Genomic DNA, 24,345 nt, shown 5'->3' on the forward strand with positions numbered 1-24,345 from the left:
CACAACAACGGAGCGACCGCTAAAAATATGGCTGTTCAGGATAAAAGCATTCCCTTTCCTCTCGTCTTTCTGCAGCCCGTTGCTGATGTCCATTATGTCTGGACTGCGCTGTCGCTCCATATCTCACCGATCGATGGGGATGGCGGCGCCTTGTTTTCACGCCTTTTCAATGAATTCGGCCTGAAGGATGCGCTCGGCGAACTGTCGTGCATTCTCCCGGTGCATGACCCCGAACGTTTCTTCCCGGAATTTACCCGTCCCTTGCCGGCCGGCCGCGTGATTCTGCGGATACCGGTCGAGCATTGCGTGGCGGCAGTCAAGCTGGCGTCGTTGGATCGCTTGCACGCGCAAGGTTTTTCCATCATCGCCGATGGCCTGCCGGCGTCTGCATCCACCGTCTACGAACATATCGATTCCTTGTTGCTGGAGTCCAGCGTCGGCAATTTGCCGGCGGCGGCCGACTGGCTGCAGCGTTTGCGCGGACCGCATCTGGTTGAAAACGTGGCCGATCCGGTGCAGTTCGATGCTTGCCGCGCGCAAGGCTTCCGCTGGTTTGCCGGCGAATATCCGCTGCATCCAGATAGCCGCCCCTCGCAAAAAAATGCCATTTCGCGCGCTCGTCTGCTGAAATTGCTGGAGCTGGTGGCGCGCGATGCCGACGCCACCGAAATCCAGGCACTGCTCAAGCAAGACCCGGGTTTGTCGTATCAATTGTTCAAGCTGGTGAGTTCTGCCGCCTTCGGTTTTTCTGCGCACATCACCAATTTCACGCAAGCCATCAATCTGCTGGGACGACGCCAGTTGCAGCGCTGGTTGCAATTGCTGCTGTATGCACGCTTCCCCGGCGACGAAATGGCCAATCCGCTGCTGCCGCGCGCCGCCGCGCGCGCTGCCTTGATGGAAGCGCTGGCGCAGCGCATGGGTTACGACCGCAGCGAGCAGGATCGGGCCTTCATCGTCGGCATGTTTTCCTTCCTCGACATCCTGTTGTCGATGCCGCTGGAACAGATTTTCGAACCGCTCAGATTGCCGGCCGATATCGTGGATGCACTCGTGCATCGCACCGGACCGTTGGGCGTGGTGCTGGATCTGGTCGAGCGTGCCGAGTTCGGCAGCAAGCCTTTGCGGCACAGCGATCTGGAAGCTGCCGGTCTGGATGCCGAAACTTACTGCGAATGTCTGATTCAGGCATATCGCTGGGCCTCCCTCGTCAGCAGCGAGGCCTGACATCATGATGACTACGCTCAGCGGCGACGATCTGGCGGCCTGCACGGCTTTGCTCGACGTCGTGCAGAGTCTGCAGGGCCAGGCCCTGCACGCCGCTCTGGGCGATATCGCTTCCGGTTTCGTCAAGCGTCCCGGCTGCCAGTATTTTCCCGATGCCGCACCGGAGGCGCCGATTTCTCTGACGCAGGAGTTGCGTCACGAAGGCGTGCAGTATGGCCATTATGCTTTTCCTGAAGCGCCGACTGCCTACACCGCGACCGAGAGCGAGCGCCTGCATACGCTGGCCGGGCTGACGGCGCGTCTGTTGCAGACCCGCGCTGAATCCGAGAAACGGGTCAGGGCGCTGGATCAGATCGAGGCCAAGCTCGAACAGCAGGCGCAGATTCTGAATCAGATGCACGAGTCCGTCATCACGATGGATCAGGCCGGTTTCATCACCAGCTGGAATCGCGGCGCCGAGCAATTGTTCGGCTACACCGCGATCGAAGCCATCGGCCGCAACGTGCTGTTTCTGTACGAAAGCGAAGACGAGGACGATTCGGCGCTGGCCGATATTTTCATGTCGCAGGGCGGGCGCGAGATGGAAGTGCGACGCCGCAAGAAATCCGGCGAAACCTTCTGGGCCAGCCTGTCCCTCTCTGTGATGCGCGATCAGCACGGTCAGCCGATCGGCCTGATCGGATACATCAACGACATCACCGAACGCAAGAACGCCGAAAAGCTGATTCACCACCTGGCCTATTACGACTCGCTCACCGGCCTGCCGAATCGCACGCTGCTCACGCGCACCGTGGATCAGGCACTGAGCGAATCGCAGGAAAACAGCCAGTACGGTTGCATCATGTTCATCGACCTGAACCGCTTCAAACCGATCAACGACACGCTGGGCCATGTGGCCGGCGACATGCTGCTGGTCGAAGTCGCGATTCGTCTGCGCCGCGCACTGCGCGATGAAGACGTGGTTGCGCGTCTGGGCGCCGACGAATTTGCGGTGGCGCTGTTCAACATCGACCGCGATTACCACGCTGGTTTCGTCGCGCAGAAATTGCTGGCCTTGTTCGATGAACCCTTCTTCATTGACGGCCACGAATTGCGTGTGGGCGCCAGTATCGGCATCAGCATGTATCCGCAGGATGCTGCCGACACCGAAACTCTGCTGCGCCTGGCCGACATCGCCATGTATCGCGCCAAGCAGGGCGGCGAAAACAATGAAGGCGGCTACGCTTATTACAGCGAAGAAATGAGCCGCAACAAGCTCGATCTGCTGCGCATCGAGACCGGGCTCATGCACGCCTTTGAGTACGACGAGCTGCTGTTGTACTACCAGCCGAAGGTCGACATGCACACCGGCATCGTGACCGGCGCCGAAGCGCTGGTGCGCTGGCAGCATCCCGAACGCGGTCTGCTGTTGCCCGGCGAATTCATTCCGATCGCGGAAGAAACCGGCCTCATCGTGCAGCTCAGCGACTGGGTTCTCAACGCAGTCTGTACCCAGGCGCGCGCCTGGAAGGAAGCGGGCCTGCCGCCGGTGCGCATCGCTCTGAACATCACCGCGCGCGAGTTCACTCGCTCATTGCCGGATCGCGTGCGCGCCGCCATGAGCCGTTATCAGCTCGATGGCGAATGGCTGGAGCTGGAGATCACCGAGAGTATGCTGATGCATGGCACCGACCGCGTGATTGCCATCATGGAAATGGTGTGCAATCTGGGGCTGACGATCTCACTGGATGACTTCGGCACCGGCTATTCCAGCTTGTCCTATCTCAAGCGCTTCCCCATCAACACGCTCAAGATCGACCGCTCATTCACCATGGGCATTCCCGAAGACACCAACGATTGCGCCATCGCCAGCGCCATCATCGGCATCGCCAAGCAGCTGCGTCACAAGGTCATCGCGGAAGGCGTGGAAAGCGAACAGCAACTGCAATTCCTCAAGGACGCCGGCTGCGATGAGTTGCAGGGCTATCTGTTTTCGCCGCCGGTGCCGGCGCAGAAATTCCATGAAATGCTGATGTCCGGCAAGCGTCTGGAATTGAGCTCCGACAAGAATGCCGGTGGCGTCGCCGGGGGCTGAACGATAATTTGATCCAGACTGTATCGATAAAAAAAAGCGAGCATGGAGCTCGCTTTTTTTTGCCTGAAAAATGCATCCACATCGCACTCAGAGCGTTTCGCTGAGCTTCATCTGCACCAGCAGCTTCTTGATTTCCGGCACGCAGGAGCCGCAATTGCCGCCGGCTTTCAGGCAAGCGGTCACTTGCGAAACTTCCTTCAGATCCTGGCTGCGGATGGCGTCGCAAATGGTGTTGCGCCCGACGCCGAAGCAGGAGCACACCGTCGGTCCCGCATCGATGCCTTTTTCCAGCGGCTGGCCGATCAGCAGGCCGACGCGATCTGCTTCTTCCAGCTGCGGCTTGTCGAACAGGCTGGCCAGCCACGAGCGCGAAGGCAGGTCGGGGCGCGGCGACAGGAACAGGCACATGTCGATGCGATCATCCACCAGATGTACCGCGCGGTACACGCCTGCGGTGCCGTCTTCGTATTCCAGCCAGTCGGCATTCAGATCGTCCACGCCTAGCAGCTCGCGCGCCCAGGCGCTGTGGTCGGCGATGTGATTGCGACCCGCCAGCTCGTAGCGTGAAAATTCGCGCCCCTGAATCCGGGTCCAGTGCGTGAGTTCGTTCAGCTGCCCTGCCTGCATGTCTTGCCGGGTCAGGATGAAGCCATGCCATGCCACGCGGAATTCTTCGATGCGCACCGGCGTGTGCTTGAATTCCGGCTCGCCAGAGACCGGGTCGACTTCGGGATTGACCAGTGCACCGACGCGCGCATCCGAGGCCGATTGACTGTTCCAGTGGATAGGCACGAACAGGCTGCCGCGTGCGATACCGCCGCCATGCTGCACGCGCGCCACCATCGCGCCCCAGCGTGTGCTGATACGCGCCAGAGCACCTTCGCGCACGCCATACAGCAGCGCGTCCTGCGGGTGCATGTCGACGAAGCATTCCGGAATGTGATTGGCCAGCGTCGCCGACTTGCCGGTGCGCGTCATGGTGTGCCACTGGTCGCGCACGCGGCCGGTGTTGAGCGTCAGCGGATAGTCTTCGTCCGGCAGATGTGCGGGGCTGCGCGGCGCGGTCGGCACGAAGCGCGCCTTGCCGTCAGCATGGCTGAACTGCAGATTGCCGAACAGGCGCGCGGTGCCGCTGATGCTGCCGTCCGGCAGGCGCTGCACCGGCCATTGCACCGGCGCCATGCGGTCGTAGTCCTTGCGTCCCATGCCGGTCAGGCCGGACAGATTGAACAGGCGCGGGCTCTTGCCGGCAATGCCCGATGTCGCATCCGGCAGACCGTTGCGATAAGAGCTCAGGCGCGCGTGTTCGTCGAAGATCTCGTGCGCACTGCTGAAATCGAAACCGCTATAGCCCATGCGTTGCGCAACCGCGCACAGGATCTGCCAGTCCGGACGCGCTTCGCCGGGCGCCGACAGAAAAGCGCGCTGGCGCGAAATCAGGCGTTCCGAATTGGTGACGGTGCCGTCCTTTTCGCCCCAGCCCAAGGCCGGCAGCAACACATGCGCAAAGGCATTGGTGTCGGTCTTTTCGATGATATCGGTGGCCACCACCAGTTCACATTGACTAAGCGCACGCGCGACCTGGTCGGCGTCCGGCAGGCTCACCATGGGATTGGTGGCGATCACCCACACCGCCTTGATGCGGCCATCCTCGATGGCGCGAAACAGATCCACCGCTTTCAGTCCCGGCCGGTCGGCAATCTGCGGCGATTGCCAGAAGCTTTGCACGATGTCGCGATGGACAGGCTGATCCAGATCCATGTGCGCCGCCAGCATGTTGGCGAGGCCGCCGACTTCGCGTCCGCCCATCGCATTGGGCTGGCCGGTAATCGAAAACGGCCCCATGCCGGGACGGCCGATGCGGCCGCTGATCAGATGGCAATTGATGATGCTGTTGACCTTGTCGGTACCGGAGGTCGACTGATTCACCCCCATCGAAAACGCAGTAATGACTTTTTCGGTGTCAGCAAATGATTCGTAGAAATCCAGCAGGTCGCGTACGTCGACCTTGCAGATTTTTGCCACCGTGGCGGGATCGGCGCATTCGGCATCGGCCACCGCCAGCGCTTCGTCGAATCCATTGGTATGCGCTTCGATGAAGGCATTGTCGCGGCCGCCGCGATGCGCCAGAAAACTCAGCAAGCCATTGAACAGCCAGACATCAGTGCCGGCCTTGACCGGCAGATGCATATCGGCCAGTTCGCAGGTGGCGGTGCGGCGCGGGTCGATCACGATCAGCTTCATCGCCGGCCGCTGTTCTTTCATCCTGGCGATGCGCTGGAACAGAATAGGATGGCACCACGCGGTGTTGGAGCCGACCAGCACCACCATGTCGGCCAGCTCCAGATCCTCGTAGCAGACCGGTACCAGATCTTCACCAAAGGCGCGCTTGTGGCCGGCCACCGCCGACGACATGCACAAGCGTGAATTGGTATCGATATTGGCGCTGCCGATGTAGCCCTTGAGCAGCTTGTTGGCGATGTAATAGTCTTCGGTCAGCAACTGGCCGGAGACATACAAGGCCACCGCATCGGCGCCATGTCTGGCGATGATGTCGCTCAGGCCGCCGGCGACCTTGTCGAGCGCGGCATCCCAGCTCACGCGCTGCATTGCGCCGTCGGCGTCGCGCATTTTCGGATGCAGCAGGCGGCCGTCCAGCGCCACGGTTTCTCCCAGCGCCGAGCCTTTCACGCACAGCCGGCCCTGGTTGGCGGCATGGTTCTCATCCCCGGCGATGGCGATGCCGCCGTCGGCTTTCAGGCTGGCCTTGACGCCGCAGCCGACACCGCAATACGGGCAGGTGGTCTGCGTGACCAGATTGGCAATCGGAGTGAGGGAGAGATTCACGATGAAGTCCGTTCAGTATCGTTCATGTCGGGTGTGCAGCTTCATGTACATCAAGCTGCCTGCACGCATAAAGCCTGCCCGAACAGCAATTGATGGCGCATCGCAGAAATGTCCGAACCGTTCTGGATCAGATCGAAATACCAGGGGCCGTCCTTGACGTCGCCGTACAGCACCGCGCCGACCAGCCGGCCGCCCTTGAGCACCAGCCGCTTGTAGATGCCGCGGCGCGGATCGCGCAAAACCAGATCTTCGGTATCCTCGGCGCCGATGAAATCGCCGGCCGAATAGAGATCGACGCCGGTCACCTTGAGCTTGGTGGCGGTGGCTTGCTGCACGTAGCGGCGATGGCCGGCGCCGGCCAGATGGGCGCCGCAGACCCGTGCCTGATCCCAGATCGGCGCCACCAGACCGAAGGTGGCCTGGCGATGCTGCACGCATTCACCGACGGCGTAGATGCGCGGGTCGTAAGTCTGCAGCGTGTCGTCGACCACGATGGCGCGCTCGCAATGCAGGCCGGCATCCCGGGCCAGCACGATGTTGGGGCGCACGCCGGCAGTCATCACCACGAGGTCGGCCGGGATCTCGCTGCCATCCTTGAAGCGCACCGCCGTGACGCGATCCGGACCGACGATCTCGGCGGTATGGGCGCTCAGCAAAAAGCGCAGGCCCTTGGTTTCCAGCGCCTTCCTGAGCAGCGCAGCGGCCGGTTTGTCCAACTGCTGATTCATCAGCGTATCGCTGACATGCACCACGGTCACGTCCATGCCCTGGCGCATCAGTCCATTGGCCGCTTCCAGCCCGAGCAGACCACCGCCGATCACCACCGCATGACGATGATTGCGCGCTGCATCGAGCATGGCGTTGACGTCCTGGATGTCACGGAAGGCGATCACGCCCGGCAACTCATGGCCGGGCACGGGAATGATGAAGGGCCTGGAGCCGGTCGCCAGCAGCAGACGGTCGTAACTCACTTCGACGCCGGATTGCGACAGCACGGTGCGGCGGCGGCGGTCGATCTTCACCACCGGGTCGCCGGCATGCAGCGTGATGCCATGCTGCTGATACCACTCGCGTGTATGCAGCATGATGTCGTCCATGCTCTTGTCGCCGGCCAGCACCGGCGACAGCATGATGCGATTGTAATTGCCGTGCGGCTCGGCGCCGAACACGGTGATGTCATACAGATCCGGCGCCAGCTTGTGCAACTCCTCGACCGTGCGCATGCCGGCCATGCCGTTGCCGATCACCACCAGCGACGGTTTCTTGATCGTTGCAGCGTCAGCAGATGCCGGCAGCGCCGTCATGCGCCCACCCAGACCTTGCCGTCGGCGATGCGCGCCGGGTAGGCGCTGACCGAATGTTCCGGCGCTTCCAGGCATTCGCCGGTCTGCAGATCGAAGTGATGTTTGTAGATCGGTGAAGCCACCACGATGCGCTCGCCGAGGCTGCCCACCAGACCGCGCGACAGCACCGATGCGTCCGAGTTGGGATCGTAATTGCCGATGGCGAACACGCGCGTTTCCTGCAGCGCGCTATCGATGAGGCGGAACACCGCCACCTGTTCGCCGTTGATCAGGGCGCAGACGCCGGTGTTCGGCACGATGTCGCCGATTTCACAGACTTCAGTCCAGTGTTCGATTTGTCGGTCGCTGTGCATGACTTCCTCCTTGATGCTCATTTCATCAGATCGCTTCAGCGACCACCGGGATTTCGATCAGCTTGCGCTCGGCCACCGTCGCCGGACGAATCTGCCCGCGTTCATCCACGAACTTCACGTTGCGGTCGGCTTCCTTGCTGTTGACGAAGTGGCGGAAGCGCTTGCGCGTTTCCGGATCAGTCACGGCCTTCTTCCATTCGCACTCATAAGTATCGACCACGTGCTGCATGTCGTTTTCCAGTTCGGCGGCAATGCCGAGTTTGTCGTCAATCACCACGCTCTTCAGATAATCGAGGCCGCCTTCCAGCGTTTCGCGCCAGGTGCTGGTGCGTTGCAGACGGTCGGCGGTGCGCACGTAGAACATCAGGAAACGGTCGATGTAGCGCACCATGGTTTCCTTGTCGAGATCGGAGGCGATCAGTTCGGCATGGCGCGGCTTCATGCCGCCGTTGCCGCAAACGTAGAGATTCCAGCCTTTGTCGGTAGCGATGATGCCGACATCCTTGCCTTGCGCTTCCGCGCATTCGCGGGTGCAGCCGGAGACGCCGAACTTGATCTTGTGCGGCGAACGCAGGCCCTTGTAGCGATTCTCCAGTTCGATTGCCAGGCCGACGCTGTCGCCCACGCCGTAGCGGCACCAGGTCGAGCCGACGCAGGATTTGACGGTGCGCAGCGACTTGCCGTAGGCGTGGCCGGTCTCGAAGCCGGCGTTGATCAGTTCTTCCCAGATGTCCGGCAATTGCTCGACGCGGGCGCCGAACAGATCGACGCGCTGGCCGCCGGTGATCTTGGTGTAGAGGCCGTATTTCTTGGCGATCTGTCCGACTGCGATCAGGCCGTCCGGCGTGACTTCGCCGCCGGCCATGCGCGGCACCACCGAGTAAGTGCCGTCCTTCTGGATGTTGCCGAGGAAGTAGTCGTTCGAATCCTGCAGGCTGGCATGCTCTTTTTTCAGCACGAAGTCATTCCAGCACGACGCCAGAACATTCGCCGCCAGCGGCTTGCAGATATCGCAGCCCAGACCCTTGCCATGCTGCGCCAGCAGCTCGCCGAAACTCTTGATCTTGTTCACGCGCACCAGATGATAGATTTCCTGGCGCGAGTAGGGGAAGTGTTCGCAGACATGGTTATTGACGGCCATGCCATGCTTCTTCATCTCGGCCTTCATCACCTGCGTGACCAGCGGCACGCAGCCGCCGCAGGCGGTGCCGGCCTTGGTGCAGCTCTTGAGCTCGCCGATGCCGGTGACGCCGGACGCCACCGCTGCGCACAGCTGACCCTTGGAGACATTGTTGCAGGAGCAGATTTGCGCGCTGTCGGGCAGGGCGTCCACGCCGAGGCCGACCTTGGCCTTGCCGTCGGCCTGCGGCAGGATCAGGAATTCAGGCGACTCCGGCAGTTCGATGCGGTTCAGCATCATCTGCAGCAGCGTGCCGTATTCGGCGGCGTCGCCCACCATCACCGCGCCCAGCAGATGCTTGCCCGATTCCGATACCACAATCTTTTTATAGATTTGCCTGCGTTCATCGGTGAACTGAAACGAACGGCTTCCGGCTTCCTTGCCATGCGGGTCGCCGATGCTGGCAACGTCCACGCCCATGAGCTTTAACTTGGTGCTCATGTCCGCCCCCTTGAATTGCGGAATGCCGGCGGCGTCTTCCTCCAGATGCGCCAGCACGTGTCTGGCAGCGATGCGCGCCATGTCGTAGCCCGGCGCCACCAGGCCGAAAATCTTGCCGTTCCACAGCGCGCATTCGCCGATGGCGTAGATGTTCGGATCGGAGGTGATGCAGCTGTCGTCGATCACGATGCCGCCGCGGTCGCCGACCTTCAGGCCGGATTCGCGCGCCAGTTCATCGCGTGGGCGGATGCCGGCCGAGAACACGATCATGTCGGTGTCGAGGTGGGTGCCGTCCTCGAAGTTCATGCGGTGCGTGCCGGTTTTTCCGTCGACGATTTCCAGGGTGTTCTTTTGCGTGTGGGCGGTGACGCCGAGATCCTGAATCTTCTGACGCAGAATACGGCCGCCGCTGTCGTCCACCTGCACCGCCATCAGGCGCGGCGCGAATTCGACCACGTGGGTCTCCAGATTCATGTCGCGCAAAGCCTTGGCGCATTCCAGACCCAGCAGGCCGCCGCCGATGACTACGCCGGTCTTCGAACGCTGGCCGCATTCCAGCATGGCTTCCAGATCTTCGATGGTGCGATAGACGAAGCAATCCTTGCGCTGGTTGCCGGCGACGGTAGGAACAAAAGGGTAGGAGCCTGTGGCCATCACCAGCTTGTCGTACGCCAGCGTTTCGACCATGCCATTGATATTGACAGTCACGGTCTTGCCGATGACGTCGATGCTCTGGGCTTTAGCGTTGAGCCTGAGTTCGAAATCGATGCTGCTCTTGCCGGCGTCGAAAAAGCCGGGCGCAACCAGCGACAGATCGTCGGCCGACTTGCCTGCAAAGAATTCGGACAGATGCACGCGGTCGTAGGCCGGGCGCGGTTCTTCGCATAGCACCGTGACCTTGATGTTGGCGGCGCCGCTTTCTGCCAGCGACTCCAGAAACTTGTGGCCGACCATGCCGTGACCGATGACGATGATGTTCATGTTCTCTTCTCCTTAAGGCGAATCAGGCGGCAGCTTTGTCTGCGAGTGCCTGGGCAAGCACTGCATCGTCCGCCGGGTCGGAACTTGAAAAACGGACGGCCACGGCGCACAGCGCCGAGATCGTGACGAGCACGCCGAGCATGCTCAGGGTCGCTTGCGTGTTGCCCAGACCTTTCATCAGAAAGCCCGCCAGCACCGCACCGACATTGCCGCCGGCGCCGATGATGCCGGCCACGCCGCCGAGCGCCTTGCGGTCGATGAAGGGCACCAGCGCATAAGTCGCGCCGCAGGCCATGTGGGTGAACAGGCCAAAGCACAGCATGGCGATCACGGCGAGCGTGACGCTGCCGGCATGCGCAAACCACAGCAGGCCCAGGCCTTCGCCCAGCATCATGACGAACAGCAGCGTGGCGCGCCGGTTGAGGCCGCCGCGCAATGCAACTTTGTCCGAGATGAAGCCGCCGAGTGCACGGGCAAACAGCGCCAGCAGGCCGAAGCTGGCAGCGGCGATGCCGGCGCTTTCCAGCGACAGGCCGAAGTGATCCACGTAATAGATGGCGGCGATGTTGTGGATGAAGATTTCCACACCGAAGCAGGCGCCGTAGGTGACGAACAGCATCCATACGCGATAGTTGGCGGCGGCGGCGCGGAAGCTGGCCCAGCCGCCTTTCTTGCCGCTCTCGATGGGGATGCCGGCTGCGCGCAGATCGGCGTAATTGCCTTGCGGGCAATCCTGGGTATAGCGCCAGTACAGACCCGCCATCACGATCATCAGCAGGCCCGGCACCAGCAGCGCAATGCGCCAGCCCATGCTGTGGCTCACGCCCATCATCAGCAGCGCCGCCAGCAGCAGCGGCATCAGGCCTTGCGCCACGCCGCCGCCGGCATTGCCCCAGCCGGCGGTCGCTGCGTTGGCTGTGCCGACCACGTTGGGGGCGAACATCACCGAGGTGTGGTATTGGGTGATCACGAAGCTGGCGCCGACGGCGCCGATCAGCAGACGGAAAAACAGGAAACTCTCATAGCTCTGCGAAAACGCGACCCCGATCACCGGGATCGCGCCGACCAGCAGCAAGCCGGTGTAGGCCTTGCGCGGACCGAAGCGGTCGCACATGGGGCCGATGATCAGGCGCACCAGTATCGTCACCGCCACCGCAGCGATGTTGATGTTGGCGATCTGGCCGGGCGTGAGATTGAATTCGCCCTTGATCACCGGCATCAGCGGCGCGCAGGCGAACCAGGCGAAGAAGCTGACGAAGAAGGCCATCCAGGTCAGATGGAAGGCGCGCATTTGTGGCGTGCGTATCGAAAACAAGTTGATACTGCTGGCTTTGCTCATGTGTATTCACCCTGTAAAAATGCAAAAAGGCGTCCGCTTCATCCCGGGTTTCCCTGGGCTTAAGCGGACGCCTTTGTCCTTGTGCGCTGCAGATCCATCTTTAGATCGGCATCAAAATTGGGTGGATCGCCTTTGATCCGTAAGCCCTCATATGCAAAGCCTGTGCCAGGCGCGCCAAATCCCTTGATGGGGAAGGGTTTCAGAGGGAAGAGGGGATATCGCGGAAACGATGATGACAAAAATACATGTCATGCTGTGATGTATTGCGGTGCAGCTCGCGCACTAATAGTGCAATGCATGGTGCGATTTTGGGTAGGGCATCGCGCGCGGGCTCAGCAGCTGCAGATTTTGCCCTTGCTGCTATGAAATGAAACTGCCGCGCTGCGGAGAGAAAAAAATAATTTCCCGGTGGAAATCAAGTGTCGGGAGACGGCCGGGCGCGCATTGATTGCTTCTGGAATTGTTCGAAGCGATGCAGCTCCTGTTCGATGGCCGATTTCAGCGGCGCCGACTTCTTTTCACTCCAGCTCCATTTCTGTATCAGCAGTTTGCCTGCCTGCCGGTCCATCTTGAGATCAAGCGCGGCGACGATGCGGTCGCCCATCAGCACCGGCAAGGCAAAGTAACCGAGCACACGTTTATCGGCCGGGACGTAGGCTTCGAAGCGATGCGTATAGCCGAAAAACAACTCCAGCCGCTTGCGTTGAATCACCAGCGGATCGAAAGGCGACAGGATATGTACGCGCGAGGACGGTGTCGGCTCCACGATCAGCTCCAGCGTCTCCGCCGCAGCCCAATGCTGAATTCCGGGCGCGCTTTCAATATGCACGGGCACCAGCTGCCGGCGTTTTACCGCGGCCGCCAGCAATTCCTTCACCAGTGGCTTGATCTGCAGGTTGCCGTAGCAGATCGAATCCAGGCTGACCATGCCTTGCGCCAGCAAGGCGCGCCGCAGCAGATATTGCGCGAACTGTTGCTCCTTGACCGGCTGCGGCCGGCGCCGCCAGCCGAAATGGCGGCCGGCCAGTTCATAAGTCTTGAGCATGCCGGTGCGCTTGCTGATCACCAGATCGCCGATGAAGAAGCCCCAGCGCAAGGCGCGTCGGCTTGGCTTGCGGCTGCCCCAGGGATGGGTCTTTTCGACCAGCACTTCGTCATCGATATCACGTATCGACAGGCCGCCTTCCTTGCGGATGCGTTGCAAGAGCGCCTGATAGTCGTCTGCATCAATGCCGGCGAAGGAGGCATGCGGCTTGAGCCGCCGCTGTTCCATCGCCGGCAGAAAATGACGAAACTCCGAGGTCGGCACATAGGACAATGCATGCGTCCAGTATTCGAACACCGACTTGTCTTGCGACTGCGCCTGTTCCAGATCGCTTAACTGATAGTCAGGAATGCGCGTGTACAGAATGTGATGATGGCTGCGCTCGATGACATGGATGGTGTCGATCTGCACATAGCCCAGATGTTCGGTAGCCAGCTTGACGGCGTCAGCGCCGGCACCGAAGGGCGCAGTTTCATCCAGTCGTTGTGCATGCAGCCAGATGGCGCGTGCTTGTTCGGGCGTCAGTGAAAGAGAAGCGGTACTCATGGTCGGGAGCGGCGCGGCATGTGACTCGCCGTATGGTTGAATGGGTTGATCAGATGAGCGGAACAGGGAAGCGGGTCAGGTCTGATTTACAGGCCGTATTTGAGATCGCGCTTCAGCGCGGCTGAAATGCAATGAGGCCCATGCCGAGCAGCGCCACGCCCACACCGGCCATGTCCCAGCCGCTCGGTCGTACGCCATCCATCAGCCATAGCCAGCACATCGCCGCTGCAATATAAACGCCGCCGTAAGCGGCATAGACGCGACCGGATGGCGCATCGTGCAGCGTCAGCAGCCATGCGAACAAAGCCAGACTCAGTGCCGCCGGGATCAGCAGCCAGATCGATCTGCCTTCTCTGAGCCAGAGATAGGGCAGGTAGCAGCCGACGATTTCGGCGAGTGCGGTCGCGAGATAAAGCAAGAACGTCTTCATTGGCAGGAGGTGTTTCTCATGAGCATCTATTTATTTTGATGTGGCGTTCAACGTACGCAATCCGAGTATCGGTAGTCACGTTGCTGCGACAGCACATAAATTAAAATTTTTTGTCACCGGCGCGAATCGGTCTTGTATTACTGAATGATATACGGAACACTTCAACGGTTCGTTGTGCTGCGCCAAAGTGCCGCGAATGCAGTGAGGAGGGAGCCAAATCAACTTATATCGAGCTCTCATTGCCAAAAAATAAAAGCGAAAATATTTTCCATGAGCCACACCAGCCATACGCTGGGAATTCCCTGGCGGCTGCAGTTTTTCAAGAATTTGAACGGTTATCATCCACTGGTCGCTTCGTTCATCGATAGAAATTCAGGCGTTACACCCGTCGAAATTTCGTTTGCAGCAGGTGCCGAGCGGCATCTGCACAGTATTTTGCAGTCACGCGAACAGGCTACGGCGTCTCTTCCGCAGAAGCAAAAACAAGATTACCTGGCGTGGTCGAATGCGATGGATCAATGCGCGATCGATGCACGAGGAGCGGATTTCGACACGCTGTTTTTGCACACGACGCCGCTTTATCACGGAACAAAGCCTTGGATCTTTCACTTCGAAAGTTTTCCTTCGCTTTTTCATCCTTTCTTCTTTACCGGCAAAATTGCCGACGTGAATCTTCGCGAAACCGAGTATTTCAAGAAAGTCAAAGCGGCCTTCGAATCGGATCAGTGTCGTGCGATCTTCACGCACATGAAATCCAGTTTGCAAATCGCAGCAAACGTTTTCGACAGCCCGAAAATAGCCGCAAAATTGAGACTTGTACGGCTTGGTATTGAATCCCGATCGCAGTCTCAGATTCTTCCAAAATTTTCCAGGCAAGGCAAAATCCGCATCCTTTTCACGAACTCACATCACAATGATGCCGGTTCGTTTTATATAAGAGGGGGGCATAATTTACTGAAGGCTTTTCACAGAATTCGCCAAGAGAACAAACATGTCGAATTGACGATCTTGTCGTCATTGCCAAAGAATCTCGGAATATGCTTTTCTCTGGAAGAATTCGAAGGAGTCAGTTGGCTTCGTGAGCGGGTTTCAGATGCTGAGATGACCGAACTCTATTTGAATCATCATATTTTTGCGCTGCCGTCGGCATGCTTGCATTCCTATAGTTTGCTCAACGCAATGTCGCATGGATGCGTTCCTATTGTGACCGACGCGCTGGGATATGAGGAATATGTAATGCCTGTCGCTGATAGCGTCATGCAAATTAAAGGGGTTCGCGATCAGGTGTATCGCAATCAGAGCGGTGGCTGGATTGCAGATAATTGCATTCCCTTTTCAGATTGGCCATCGGATAGCTACGTCGATCAGATCTACCAGCTGCTGACGAAAAATCTGGATCTGGCGACCTTGCAAGCGAAAGCGGTTCGCAATCATGACTTCTGTACGGAGCGCTATAGTCTCGCCGCCTCCCATCTGGATTTCAATGAGATGCTGGCGAGTCTTCATTTTCATTGAGTTCGCTTGCAGCGGTATTCAGTCTTCATGCAGATTGATCGTGGCTCGCTCATGATCGCTCTTGCGCATCCAGCGCTTGTGCAGATAGCGTTCCAGGGGACGGCCGGCAATGAACAGGATCAGCACCAGCGCGGTGGCGATCAGCGCGATCTTCCACCAGCCGGCGCCGCACACGATGCCGATGGCGGCGGTGACCCAGATCGAGGCGGCGGTGGTGAGGCCGCGCACGCGTTCGCTGGTGCGGTCGTGGATGATCACTCCTGCGCCGAGGAAGCCGATGCCGGTGATCACTCCCTGAATCGCGCGACTGACCGCTTCGTGGCTGAATTCACCATCGTTGAGCGCAAAGTTCATGCTGGCCATGGTCGCCAGTGCGGCACCCAGCGACACCAGACCCAGCGTTTTCATGCCGGTCGGTTTGCCGCGCAGATTGCGGTCGATGCCGATGACGGCGCCGATCAGCATCGCCACCAGCAGGCGGCAGGAGATGTCAAAATAGTCTGTCATGTCTATGGAGTGATTCAGCTGAGAAGCGAATTGCATCGCATGCTCCGGGGATCGCGCACGGGAATGTACGCGATCCGTTGAAAGCTGAATCATGACAGCAAAACGGGAAAAGAAGAATGCGGCAGCAATGGGCCAGGATCAGCGCGCAGCTAGTCCTGCGAAGGCGGCTCAGGCAAGGCGCCGCAAGACAATCAGTTTCTGGGCCGCTGCGCGCCGTTCACCGCCACATACACCGCATACACCGAAGTCGTCGCCGTGATGAACAGGCGATTGTTGCGCGGACCGCCGAAGACCACATTGGAGACCACTTCCGGAATCCGGATCTTGCCCAGCAATTCGCCCTCGGGCGACAGACAATGCACGCCGTCGCCGGCGCTGGTCCAGATGTTGCCGTTGCTGTCGAGACGGAAACCGTCGGCCAGACCCGGGTTGATCTCTGCCAGCAGCTTGCCTTCGCCCAGACGCTTGCCGTCGATCACATCGCATACGCGGATGTGGTGCGGGCCGCCGGCACGGTGCGTGAGTCCGGTGTCGGCGATGTACAGTTTGCTTTCATCGGCTGAGAAGGCAAGCCCGTTGGGACGTTCGAAATCGCTGGCGACGATGCTCAGTTCCTGCGTCGCCGGGTCGAGGCGATAGACGTTGCAGGCGCCGATTTCACTCTCGGCCTTGTAGCCTTCGTAGTCGCTGTTGATGCCGTAGTCAGGATCGGTGAACCAGATCGAACCATCCGATTTGACGACTACGTCGTTCGGCGAATTGAGGCGCTTGCCTTGCCAGTGCGAAGCCAGCACGGTGATGCTGCCGTCGGCTTCGGTGCGCACCACCTGGCGTCCGCCATGCTGGCAACTGACGATGCGGCCTTCGCGATCCAGGGTATTGCCGTTGGTGAAGTCGGAAGCGCGCCGGAACACGCCGCCGCCGATTTCAGGCGCCCAGCGCATCATGCGGTTGTTGGGAATATCGCTCCAGATCAGTTCGTCAGTCGCGGGCAGATAGACCGGTCCTTCGGCCCACAGGCAGCCCTGATACAGGCGTTCGATGGTAGTGGTGGCGACCACCATGCGGCGAAAGCGCGGATCATGGAATTCGAAAGGGGTGTCCGGCATGGTCATGCTTGTCTCCTCCTGGATTTTTAAGCGGTTGTTTGATGATGTTGCCGTCAGCGATAAGCGCGCCTTTGGCCCGACAGCACGATCACCAGAATGATGATCAGGCCCGAGAGTACTGCGCGGCCGCCTGCGCTCAGGCCTATCACGTTGAGCAGGGTATTGGTGAAATACAGCAGCAGCGAAGCGCCCCAGATGCCGGCCACGCTGGCCTTGCCGCCGGTGACGCTGGTGCCGCCGATGACCACCACGGCCACGGACATCAGCAGATATTCATTGCCCATGTCGAGCGAAGCGCCGCCGCTGAAACCGGCGATCAGCAGCGCCGCCAGCGCCGCGAACAGACCGCTGGCGATGTAGCACAGGCAGCGGATGCGCTCGACCTTGACGCCGGCCAGCCAGGCGGCGCGCGTATTCTGGCCGACCGCCGACAGATGGCGTCCGAACAGCGTGCGCGCCAGCAGCCAGGACAGCGCCAGCGTCACCACCAGCGCCAGCCAGGCCACTTGCGGAATCTGCACCAGCCAGCCGGTAGCGAAATCGGCGATCACGCGCGGCGGTTCGATCTTGACGCCGCGTCCGTAATGAATCGCCAGCGATTGCAAAATGAAGCTGGACGACAAGGTGGCAATGATCGGCGGAATGCTGAGCGCGCGGATCAGCAGATAGTTGACTAGGCCGACCGCGGCGCCGACACCGAAGGCTGCCGCCACGCCGGCCAGCAGCAAGCCGTCGTCGGCACCCATCAGGCGCATGGAAACCGCGCCCGCCAGCGCGATCGTGGAGGGAATCGACAGATCGATATTGCCGGGGCCACAGGTCACCACCAGCATCTGACCCAGCCCGACCAGCACCATGAAGGCGCCGAACGACAGCGCCGACAGCGCGATGTTGGCGGAGGCATCGATGCCGGCCACGCCGACCGTGCTCAGCCACACCAGCACGGCGCCGAGAAACGACCAGATCCAGGGACGTTGAGAGAGCTGGGTGCGCATGTTCATGCTCCTTTGCGCGCCAGCAGTGCGCGCAGTGACAATACGATGATCAGGATCGCTCCCTGCAGCCCGATCTGCCATTTCGGCTGGATGCTGAGGAAGGATAGAAATGAGGCTGCGATGCCGAGCGTGATGGCGCCCAGCACGGCGCCTACCGGCGACACCTTGCCGCCGACGAAATTGCCGCCGCCAAGAATCACCGCCGCAATCGATACCAGCGTGTAACGCTGTGCGATGTTGGCGTCGGCGGAAGTGGTCAGCCCCACCAGCGTCAGCGCCGACAAGATGCCGAGCAGTGCGGCCAGCGCATACATGGCGGCCTTGGCGCGCAGCATGGAGCCGCCGCTGCGCAGCACCGCCTTGGGATTGCCGCCGGCGCCGCGCAGCCGCACGCCGCGCGAGGAGCGCATCAGATACCAGTGCGCGACCAGCGCGATGACGGCACTGTAGACGATAGGCGTGGGGATCAGAGGTACTGCGGCGTTCATGGCATCCTGCAGCCATTGCGGTGTGGTGCCCCCGGGCGTCGGCATCAGGATCAGCGCCCAGCCGCTCCACACGAAAGACAGACCCAGCGTCACCACAATCGAGGGCAGGCTGAACATCTCGATCAGCACGCCGATGGCGGCATAGATCAGCACGCAGCCCGCCATCGCCGCGATCGCCAGCAGCGGTTGCTCAGGCAGCCAGCTGACCGCGATGCAGGCGATCAGACTGACGAAGGCGCCGATCGACAGATCGAGATCGTTGACCGTGATCACGCACAACTGCGCCAGCGTCGCCAGAATCATCGGCACTGCCAGATTGAGCAGCAGACCGAGACCGAAATAGCTGAGCGTATTGGGATTGATCCAGAAAATCGGCAGCAGCACCGCCGCCAGAGAAAACACCGGCAGCAGAGTCGTCTGCAGTTCGCCGCGTGAAAGTCGCATCATCATGCTGTTGCTCCTGCCTTGTTGCCGCCGGTTGCGAAGGGGCCTTTGCTTTCCGCCCGCGCCGACGTCGCGCCGAAGGAGGCGGCAATGATTTTTTCTTCCGAAAGCTCATGCCGCGCCAGTTGCAGCGTGATGCGGTTCTGATAGAACACGTAGGTGCGGTCGCAATAGGACAGCTCATCGTTCTCGGTGGTGTACCAGATGAAACTGCGCCCCTTGGCCGCCTCGGCGCGGATCAGGCGATACATGTCGACCTTGGTGTTGAAATCGACCCCGCGCATGGGGTCGTCCATCAGGATCAGATCGGCATCGGAAGACAAGGCGCGCGCAAACAGGACCTTTTGCTGATTACCGCCCGAAAGCGAGAGCATGTTGTTGTTCATGTCCGGAGTACGGATGGCGATGCGCTCATGCCATTCAGCGGTCAGGCGCTTTTCGCCTGCGCGATCAATCAGGCCCATTCTTGCCAGCGCCGAGAGACTGCGCAGCGACAGATTCTCGGCAATCGACCACAGCGGGAAATTGCCGTCGCGCGCACGGTCACCCGCCACGAAAGCAATCCGCAAGCGCTGCTGATATTGCGCAAACAGATTCACCAGCACCTCGGTCTGGCCCTGACCGGCGAGGCCGGACAGCCCGACCACGCAACCCGTGGACACCCGCATGGACTTGACCGGCGAACCCTGCGGCATGCTCAGTTCCAGCAGTATTGGATGCGCGGATATGTCATCCGCGTCGCGAACCTCGGCGGCGCTTTCCGCACGACTCTGCTGCTCGGCCGCCGACTGTACTTTTTCATGATCGGCATGCCCCATGGCCTGCACCAGCGCTTCACGATTCAATTCGGCAGCAGCTTGCTGCAACACCATCTGGCCGTCGCGCATCACGGCGATCTGATTGCAGCAGTCGAAAATTTCACCCAGCATGTGCGAGATGAACACTACGCTGAGTCCGCCTTGCAGACGTTTGCCGATATAGGCGGTCAGTTGTTTGGCGGTCTGCGCGTCCAGGCTGGAAGTCGGCTCGTCCAGAATCAGCAGGCGCACCGGCTTATCCACTACGGTGAAGGCGCAGGCGATTTCCACCATCTGTCTTTGCGTGAGCGTCAGTTCGCCGACATTCTGATCCGGAGAAATGCCATGGCCTGTGAAGATCTCATCGAGTTGCGCGCGGATCAGGGCGCGTGCGCGATTGCGCCAGCCCCAGCCTTTCAGCGCCGGATGAAACACGCACAGGTTTTCCGCCACACTCAGATTGAGGCACAGCGAAAGCTCCTGAAACACGCAGCGTATGCCTTGCTGATACGCGACCTGGCCCGAGTAGGAAGAGAGCGCCTGGCCTTCGATGGCGAGCTGCCCGCTATCCGAAGAAAAGACGCCGGCCAGCACATTCATCAGCGTCGACTTGCCGGCGCCGTTATGCCCGACCAGGCCCCAGCATTGGCCATGCCCGATATTCAGGCTGACGTTCTGCAGCGCCTTGACCGGGCCGAAGGATTTGCTGATCTGTTGCAGACTGCATAAGGCATTCACGATAGTGCACCTGTCCGTTGGAGGAGTGGGATTCTTTGCAATCGGCGGCGTGCAAGCGGGGTAGAGCGCCGGGAAGCGAACAGTGCGGAATGTGTCTTGCTGACGATGAAAAATGAAATGCGCTTGCGATCCTGTCGATTGCAAAGCATGTTTTTCAGGACTGAAATCCGCATGCATCCGCCGCTTGCCGCGAAGCGCCGCAAGCGGATGACGTCCGCGGCAGCTTCGCTTCGCAAGCCGGCCCACCTGGGTTCACCGGCTGTGCATCAGCCTTGCCTGCTTACTTTTTGCCGTCGAGCAAACGCAGGGTCTCTTCTTGCGAGAACGTGATATCGGCAACACCGCCTTGTGGCGTCTTGGCAAGCGCGCCCGGCAATTGTTTTTCATCCAGCGTCAGAATCGGCGCCACGATATCGATGTCCTTGGGGATTTTTTTACCGGCGAGCACCTGTTGCGCAACCCAGAAAGCCACCGTCACTGCACCCGGAGGATTGGAGGCGGAATAGGTCTTGTAACCGGTGCCGATCTGTGTCTTCCACCATTGCAGTTCGTCTTCGCGATTGCCCAGAATGATGATGGGCAGAGGGCGATTGGCCGCCTTGAAGGCCTGTGCCGCACCGAAGCCGTCGCCGCCTTGCGTGACCACCCCGTCGATCTTGGGCAGCGTCGGTAGAATGCCGGAGACCGCCTTTTGCGCCACGGTCTGGGCCCAGTCGCCATTGACCGAGCCGACCACCTTGAGGCCCGGGTGCTTCTTCAGGCCATCCAGGATGCCGGCGTGAATTTCACCGTCGACCGAAACGCCGGCCAGGCCGCGAATCTCCAGCAGATTACCCTTGCCGCCGAGACGCTCGGCCAGATAATCGATCTGCGCTTCACCCATCTTGCGGAAGTTGAAGGTCACGCGATATGCGCAAGGCTCGGTCACGATGCCGTCGTACGACACCACCACCACGCCGGCGCCGCAGGCCTTCTTGATCGTACCGTTCAGCGCTGAGGGCGAAGCTGCATCGACCACGATGGCGTTGTAACCCTGCAGGATCAGATTCTGGATTTGCTGCGCCTGTTCGGTGGCCTGGTTTTCAGACGTAGTGAAGGCGGGCGCGCTGCCGATCAGCTTGCGTTTGACCGCATCGTTGGCCGTAGTCTCCCAGCTTTTCAGCATGGACTGGCGCCAGGCATTGGCAGCGTAATTGTTGGACAGCGCAATCTTCTTGGACGAGGTATCGCCCGTCGCGGATTGAGCGGAGGCGCTTAATGGAGAAATTGCAGCAACAGCAAAAGTGCTGGCGAACGCGGCCAAAGTCAGCGCGCGCATGGACGGCTTGGTCATGCTTGTCTCCTGTTTTTCTGTTCTATGACAGTTGTTGTTGGTTGTCTTGTTGATTGCTTTGTTCACCTGCCGTTGCGCATTGCAATAAGCTTGTCAAGGACGTAACTGTTTTGCAAATTCAAGGCGTAAGTGATTAGGTCATCATACAAATTGAATTCAATGCGTGTCAACAACTGGTCAAACCAGATGACCAGTTTTACATTTCAAAGTTTTCTTGTGAAAGCTTTTTTGAGTAATTCTTTTCAAGCGACGGAAGATGAACTTTGCCAGGCAGATGCATGCTGCATCAAAATTGAATGACTGCTTTACGTGAACTAATTGTCAGCTGCCAGGCAGCTTATGCATATGTGATCGTTACGGTGCGGTCAGGCGAGTTTTAAACTGGACGTCTGCAATTGCGCCGCTTCAAGAAAAACGCCCGATAGTGATATCGGGCGTTTTTTGTTCAGGCATCCCTGCAGCACGGGATTTGAGCACTTAGTATCGATAACCCAGGGTCAGCAAGATGGTGCGGTCATCGCCCAGGGCAACTGCTCGTGCCAGACCACCTGCGTAATACTCGGTGTTAAAGATGTTCTTCACGTTCAACGCAGCGCGCCAGTGCGCGGCATTGTAGGCGACGCCCAGGTCAGCAAGCACATAGCCTGGCAAGGTATAGCCGTTGGTGTGCTGCATGCCTTGACCGTGCACGCCACCATTCGCCTCCCATCCGTTCAGTGCGCCCTTGAAGCGATAACGGGCACTGGTGTTGAAGCTGTGGCGCGGTACGTTATCCAGCCATTGACCTACGGTGGTCACGGTCTGGCCGCCGTCATCGGTCACAGTGGCGGCAGTGTAGGCATAACCCGCCATCAGACTGAGACCATTCCTGAAGTCTGATGTGATGCCGACTTCTGCGCCGCGTGAACGCTGCTCGCCGACCGCCACGCTGAAACCGGTGTTGGCTGTGTCGCTGACCAGCACATTGCGGCGACGCAGGTCAAAAACGGCCAGGTTCAGGTTGGTGCGACCTTCATCCATTTCCACCTTGACGCCGGCTTCCCACTGCTTGCCCGTTTCCGGTTTGAAGGTGCCGCCATTGATGTCAGTGCCGCTGTTTGGATAGAAGGATGTGGCGTAACTGACGTAAGGGCGCACGCCGCGCAGGACTTCATACATCAATGCCGCAGAACCGGTGGTGGCTGTGGCCGGATTATCTGTATGGGTTGCAGTGCGATTGTTGGTCGAATAGGTGGATGCATTGTCACGGCGCAGGCCGGTTACCAGTTGCCAGCGATCACCGAATTGAATCTGGTCACGTGCGTAAATACCCAGATCGCGCACCGTCGTGGCGGTGTTGGTCGTTGGTGTGGCGGGACAAACCAGGCGTGCACCGTAGACCGGACTGTAGACATTGAGAGCCGCCACCGTACAAGTGAATGAGCGCACATCTTCGCGCGTATTCAGATAGTCGGTACCGAAGGTGATTTCATGCTTGCCAAACGCAGTGTTGAATTTACGCTGCAGGTTGGTATCCATGGTGAAGGTTTGTCCGTTGTAGGTCTGATCCGTACCGGTACGAGTGAGACTGCGGCTGGTGGCATTGAGCACATTGTTGGCGACCAGCTGGCCGCTCATGGTGAATTGTTGGAAGCGCAGGTTGTTATGCAGCGTCCAGCCATCTTCAAAACGGTGTGTCAGCGAATAGCCCAGACGTGTTTCGGTCGCGTTATACGGTTTGGCGGCAGGTTCACCGATAAAGCGGCTACGGGGCAAACTGCCGTTGACATTGCTGTTGATCGAACCAGACAGCGGCAGACCCTGCTGACGGATGTAGCCGCGCTCCTGGAAGCTGGTGAGGATGGTGAAGTCTGTGTTTGCGCCAAGATCCAGCGACAGCGATGGTGCGATGTAGCGGTTCTTGAACCACACATAATCGGTGGCGTCGTTCGAGTTCGAAATCAGGCCGTTGATGCGGAAGGCTTGCTTGCCGTTTTCCGACAGCGCTTTATTCAGATCGACCGTGGTCTGATAAAAATCATGACTGCCGACGGTGACATCCACATTGGCAAAATCGTAGCCCTGCGGTCGCTTGCTGACCATGTTGACCAGGCCGCCCGGCAACACCAGGCCATACAGCAGCGAAGCCGGTCCTTTAAGAACTTCAACTTGCTCCAGGCCGAACAGCTGCTCGGCAACGCGGTTAGATGCCGCGGTGCGCAATCCATCCAGATACAGCGAATCCGAAGCAACCTGACCGCGAATAATGAGGTCATCCCAGCCGCGGCGGCCATATTGGTTAGAGACGACGCCCGGCACATTCTCAAGCGCATCAGACAATGACACCGCCTGCTGGCTATCGAGTACTGAGCGTGGAACAACTGAGATGGTCTGCGGAGTCTGCGCCAGAGATGTAGAGGACTTGTTGACCTGCGGCTTGCTTGCATTGAAACCGGTGTCAGGGCCGCTCTCGGAGACAACGTCAATCGTAGGAAGTTGATTCGCTTCGGAGGCTGTGGTCGCTGAATCAGCAGAAGCTGCGGACGGCGTCTGGGCGAAAAGAATGGAGGGAGCCAAGGCAGCCAGACCTGCAAGCTTGGCGCGAGTGCGAGAAGAGACCATAGTAATGAAGTTTCTTTTTATTGATAATGAGAATAATTTTCATTAATGATA

General features: G+C 59.6%; 17 protein-coding genes. 3 read left to right on the forward strand and 14 right to left on the reverse strand.

From position 1 onward, the window contains the following. Window positions 1-27: 27 nt before the first annotated feature. Both PQR62_RS12145 and PQR62_RS12150 read left to right on the forward strand, forming a co-directional pair. Window positions 28-1,227 (forward strand): EAL and HDOD domain-containing protein, encoded by a 1,200-nt coding sequence (locus PQR62_RS12145; protein WP_408158194.1) that lies wholly within the window; start codon window positions 28-30, stop codon window positions 1,225-1,227. A gap of 4 nt (window positions 1,228-1,231) precedes the next feature. After that, on the forward strand, window positions 1,232-3,301 hold the full coding sequence (locus PQR62_RS12150) for a putative bifunctional diguanylate cyclase/phosphodiesterase (RefSeq protein WP_408158196.1): 2,070 nt from the start codon (window positions 1,232-1,234) through the stop codon (window positions 3,299-3,301). An 87-nt stretch (window positions 3,302-3,388) separates the two neighbouring features. Here PQR62_RS12150 and PQR62_RS12155 read toward each other — a convergent pair whose 3' ends face one another. The 7 genes from PQR62_RS12155 to PQR62_RS12185 all read right to left on the reverse strand — a co-directional run bounded on the left by PQR62_RS12155 (window position 3,389) and on the right by PQR62_RS12185 (window position 13,767). Continuing rightward, window positions 3,389-6,148 (reverse strand): molybdopterin-dependent oxidoreductase, encoded by a 2,760-nt coding sequence (locus tag PQR62_RS12155; protein ID WP_408158197.1) that lies wholly within the window; start codon window positions 6,146-6,148, stop codon window positions 3,389-3,391. 50 nt (window positions 6,149-6,198) lie between these two features. Further along, a complete protein-coding gene (locus PQR62_RS12160; protein WP_408158199.1) occupies window positions 6,199-7,452 on the reverse strand; it encodes an NAD(P)/FAD-dependent oxidoreductase in 1,254 nt (417 codons plus the stop codon). Beyond that, window positions 7,449-7,805 carry a nitrite reductase small subunit NirD gene (gene nirD, locus PQR62_RS12165; RefSeq protein ID WP_408158201.1) on the reverse strand — a complete coding sequence of 119 codons (357 nt, stop codon included), beginning with the start codon at window positions 7,803-7,805 and terminating at the stop codon, window positions 7,449-7,451. The genes PQR62_RS12160 and nirD overlap by 4 nt, the downstream gene beginning before the upstream one ends. A 25-nt stretch (window positions 7,806-7,830) precedes the next feature. Further along, window positions 7,831-10,407 (reverse strand): nitrite reductase large subunit NirB, encoded by a 2,577-nt coding sequence (gene nirB, locus PQR62_RS12170; RefSeq protein WP_408158203.1) that lies wholly within the window; start codon window positions 10,405-10,407, stop codon window positions 7,831-7,833. Window positions 10,408-10,429: 22 nt separating this feature from the next. Next, a complete protein-coding gene (locus PQR62_RS12175) occupies window positions 10,430-11,746 on the reverse strand; it encodes an MFS transporter (protein ID WP_408158205.1) in 1,317 nt (438 codons plus the stop codon). 415 nt (window positions 11,747-12,161) lie between these two features. Further along, window positions 12,162-13,337 (reverse strand): winged helix-turn-helix domain-containing protein, encoded by a 1,176-nt coding sequence (locus PQR62_RS12180; RefSeq protein ID WP_408158207.1) that lies wholly within the window; start codon window positions 13,335-13,337, stop codon window positions 12,162-12,164. 112 nt (window positions 13,338-13,449) lie between these two features. Beyond that, entirely contained in the window at window positions 13,450-13,767 is a 318-nt protein-coding gene (locus tag PQR62_RS12185) for a YnfA family protein (RefSeq protein WP_408158209.1), read from the reverse strand. 270 nt (window positions 13,768-14,037) lie between these two features. On the opposite strand from PQR62_RS12185, the gene PQR62_RS12190 reads away from it, so the two are divergent. After that, on the forward strand, window positions 14,038-15,282 hold the full coding sequence (locus PQR62_RS12190; protein ID WP_408158211.1) for a glycosyltransferase: 1,245 nt from the start codon (window positions 14,038-14,040) through the stop codon (window positions 15,280-15,282). Between the two features lie 18 nt (window positions 15,283-15,300). On the opposite strand, the gene PQR62_RS12195 is transcribed toward PQR62_RS12190, so the two are convergent. The 7 genes from PQR62_RS12195 to PQR62_RS12225 form a co-directional block, all read right to left on the reverse strand. Next, the gene (locus PQR62_RS12195; RefSeq protein ID WP_408158541.1) at window positions 15,301-15,789 is read right to left on the reverse strand and encodes an MgtC/SapB family protein; all 489 of its coding nucleotides are present in this window, start codon (window positions 15,787-15,789) and stop codon (window positions 15,301-15,303) included. A 191-nt stretch (window positions 15,790-15,980) separates the two neighbouring features. After that, window positions 15,981-16,898 carry an SMP-30/gluconolactonase/LRE family protein gene (locus PQR62_RS12200; RefSeq protein WP_408158542.1) on the reverse strand — a complete coding sequence of 306 codons (918 nt, stop codon included), beginning with the start codon at window positions 16,896-16,898 and terminating at the stop codon, window positions 15,981-15,983. A 53-nt stretch (window positions 16,899-16,951) separates the two neighbouring features. Continuing rightward, entirely contained in the window at window positions 16,952-17,893 is a 942-nt protein-coding gene (locus PQR62_RS12205; protein ID WP_408158213.1) for an ABC transporter permease, read from the reverse strand. A gap of 2 nt (window positions 17,894-17,895) precedes the next feature. Continuing rightward, window positions 17,896-18,831, reverse strand: a complete 936-nt coding sequence (locus tag PQR62_RS12210; protein ID WP_408158215.1) for an ABC transporter permease — start codon at window positions 18,829-18,831, stop codon at window positions 17,896-17,898. Then, on the reverse strand, window positions 18,828-20,360 hold the full coding sequence (locus tag PQR62_RS12215; protein WP_408158217.1) for a sugar ABC transporter ATP-binding protein: 1,533 nt from the start codon (window positions 20,358-20,360) through the stop codon (window positions 18,828-18,830). The genes PQR62_RS12210 and PQR62_RS12215 overlap by 4 nt, the downstream gene beginning before the upstream one ends. 280 nt (window positions 20,361-20,640) lie before the next feature. Then, on the reverse strand, window positions 20,641-21,693 hold the full coding sequence (locus tag PQR62_RS12220) for an ABC transporter substrate-binding protein (protein WP_408158219.1): 1,053 nt from the start codon (window positions 21,691-21,693) through the stop codon (window positions 20,641-20,643). A gap of 477 nt (window positions 21,694-22,170) precedes the next feature. Next, window positions 22,171-24,294 carry a TonB-dependent siderophore receptor gene (locus PQR62_RS12225; protein ID WP_408158221.1) on the reverse strand — a complete coding sequence of 708 codons (2,124 nt, stop codon included), beginning with the start codon at window positions 24,292-24,294 and terminating at the stop codon, window positions 22,171-22,173. Between the last annotated feature and the right edge of the window lie 51 nt (window positions 24,295-24,345).

This window comes from Herbaspirillum lusitanum (genome assembly GCF_046025995.1).
Classification (GTDB): domain Bacteria; phylum Pseudomonadota; class Gammaproteobacteria; order Burkholderiales; family Burkholderiaceae_D; genus Herbaspirillum; species Herbaspirillum lusitanum_A.

Excerpts from the sequence above, each read along its gene's own strand:
- PQR62_RS12225 (WP_408158221.1), bottom strand. The coding sequence starts at position 24,294 with ATGGTCTCTTCTCGCACTCGCGCCAAGCTTGCAGGTCTGGCTGCCTTG.
- PQR62_RS12190 (WP_408158211.1), top strand. The coding sequence starts at position 14,038 with ATGAGCCACACCAGCCATACGCTGGGAATTCCCTGGCGGCTGCAGTTT.
- PQR62_RS12160 (WP_408158199.1), bottom strand. The coding sequence starts at position 7,452 with ATGACGGCGCTGCCGGCATCTGCTGACGCTGCAACGATCAAGAAACCG.
- PQR62_RS12145 (WP_408158194.1), top strand. The coding sequence starts at position 28 with ATGGCTGTTCAGGATAAAAGCATTCCCTTTCCTCTCGTCTTTCTGCAG.
- PQR62_RS12150 (WP_408158196.1), top strand. The coding sequence starts at position 1,232 with ATGATGACTACGCTCAGCGGCGACGATCTGGCGGCCTGCACGGCTTTG.
- PQR62_RS12210 (WP_408158215.1), bottom strand. The coding sequence starts at position 18,831 with ATGATGATGCGACTTTCACGCGGCGAACTGCAGACGACTCTGCTGCCG.
- PQR62_RS12200 (WP_408158542.1), bottom strand. The coding sequence starts at position 16,898 with ATGCCGGACACCCCTTTCGAATTCCATGATCCGCGCTTTCGCCGCATG.
- PQR62_RS12220 (WP_408158219.1), bottom strand. The coding sequence starts at position 21,693 with ATGACCAAGCCGTCCATGCGCGCGCTGACTTTGGCCGCGTTCGCCAGC.
- PQR62_RS12205 (WP_408158213.1), bottom strand. The coding sequence starts at position 17,893 with ATGCGCACCCAGCTCTCTCAACGTCCCTGGATCTGGTCGTTTCTCGGC.
- PQR62_RS12195 (WP_408158541.1), bottom strand. The coding sequence starts at position 15,789 with ATGACAGACTATTTTGACATCTCCTGCCGCCTGCTGGTGGCGATGCTG.
- nirB (WP_408158203.1), bottom strand. The coding sequence starts at position 10,407 with ATGAACATCATCGTCATCGGTCACGGCATGGTCGGCCACAAGTTTCTG.
- PQR62_RS12185 (WP_408158209.1), bottom strand. The coding sequence starts at position 13,767 with ATGAAGACGTTCTTGCTTTATCTCGCGACCGCACTCGCCGAAATCGTC.
- PQR62_RS12175 (WP_408158205.1), bottom strand. The coding sequence starts at position 11,746 with ATGAGCAAAGCCAGCAGTATCAACTTGTTTTCGATACGCACGCCACAA.
- nirD (WP_408158201.1), bottom strand. The coding sequence starts at position 7,805 with ATGCACAGCGACCGACAAATCGAACACTGGACTGAAGTCTGTGAAATC.
- PQR62_RS12180 (WP_408158207.1), bottom strand. The coding sequence starts at position 13,337 with ATGAGTACCGCTTCTCTTTCACTGACGCCCGAACAAGCACGCGCCATC.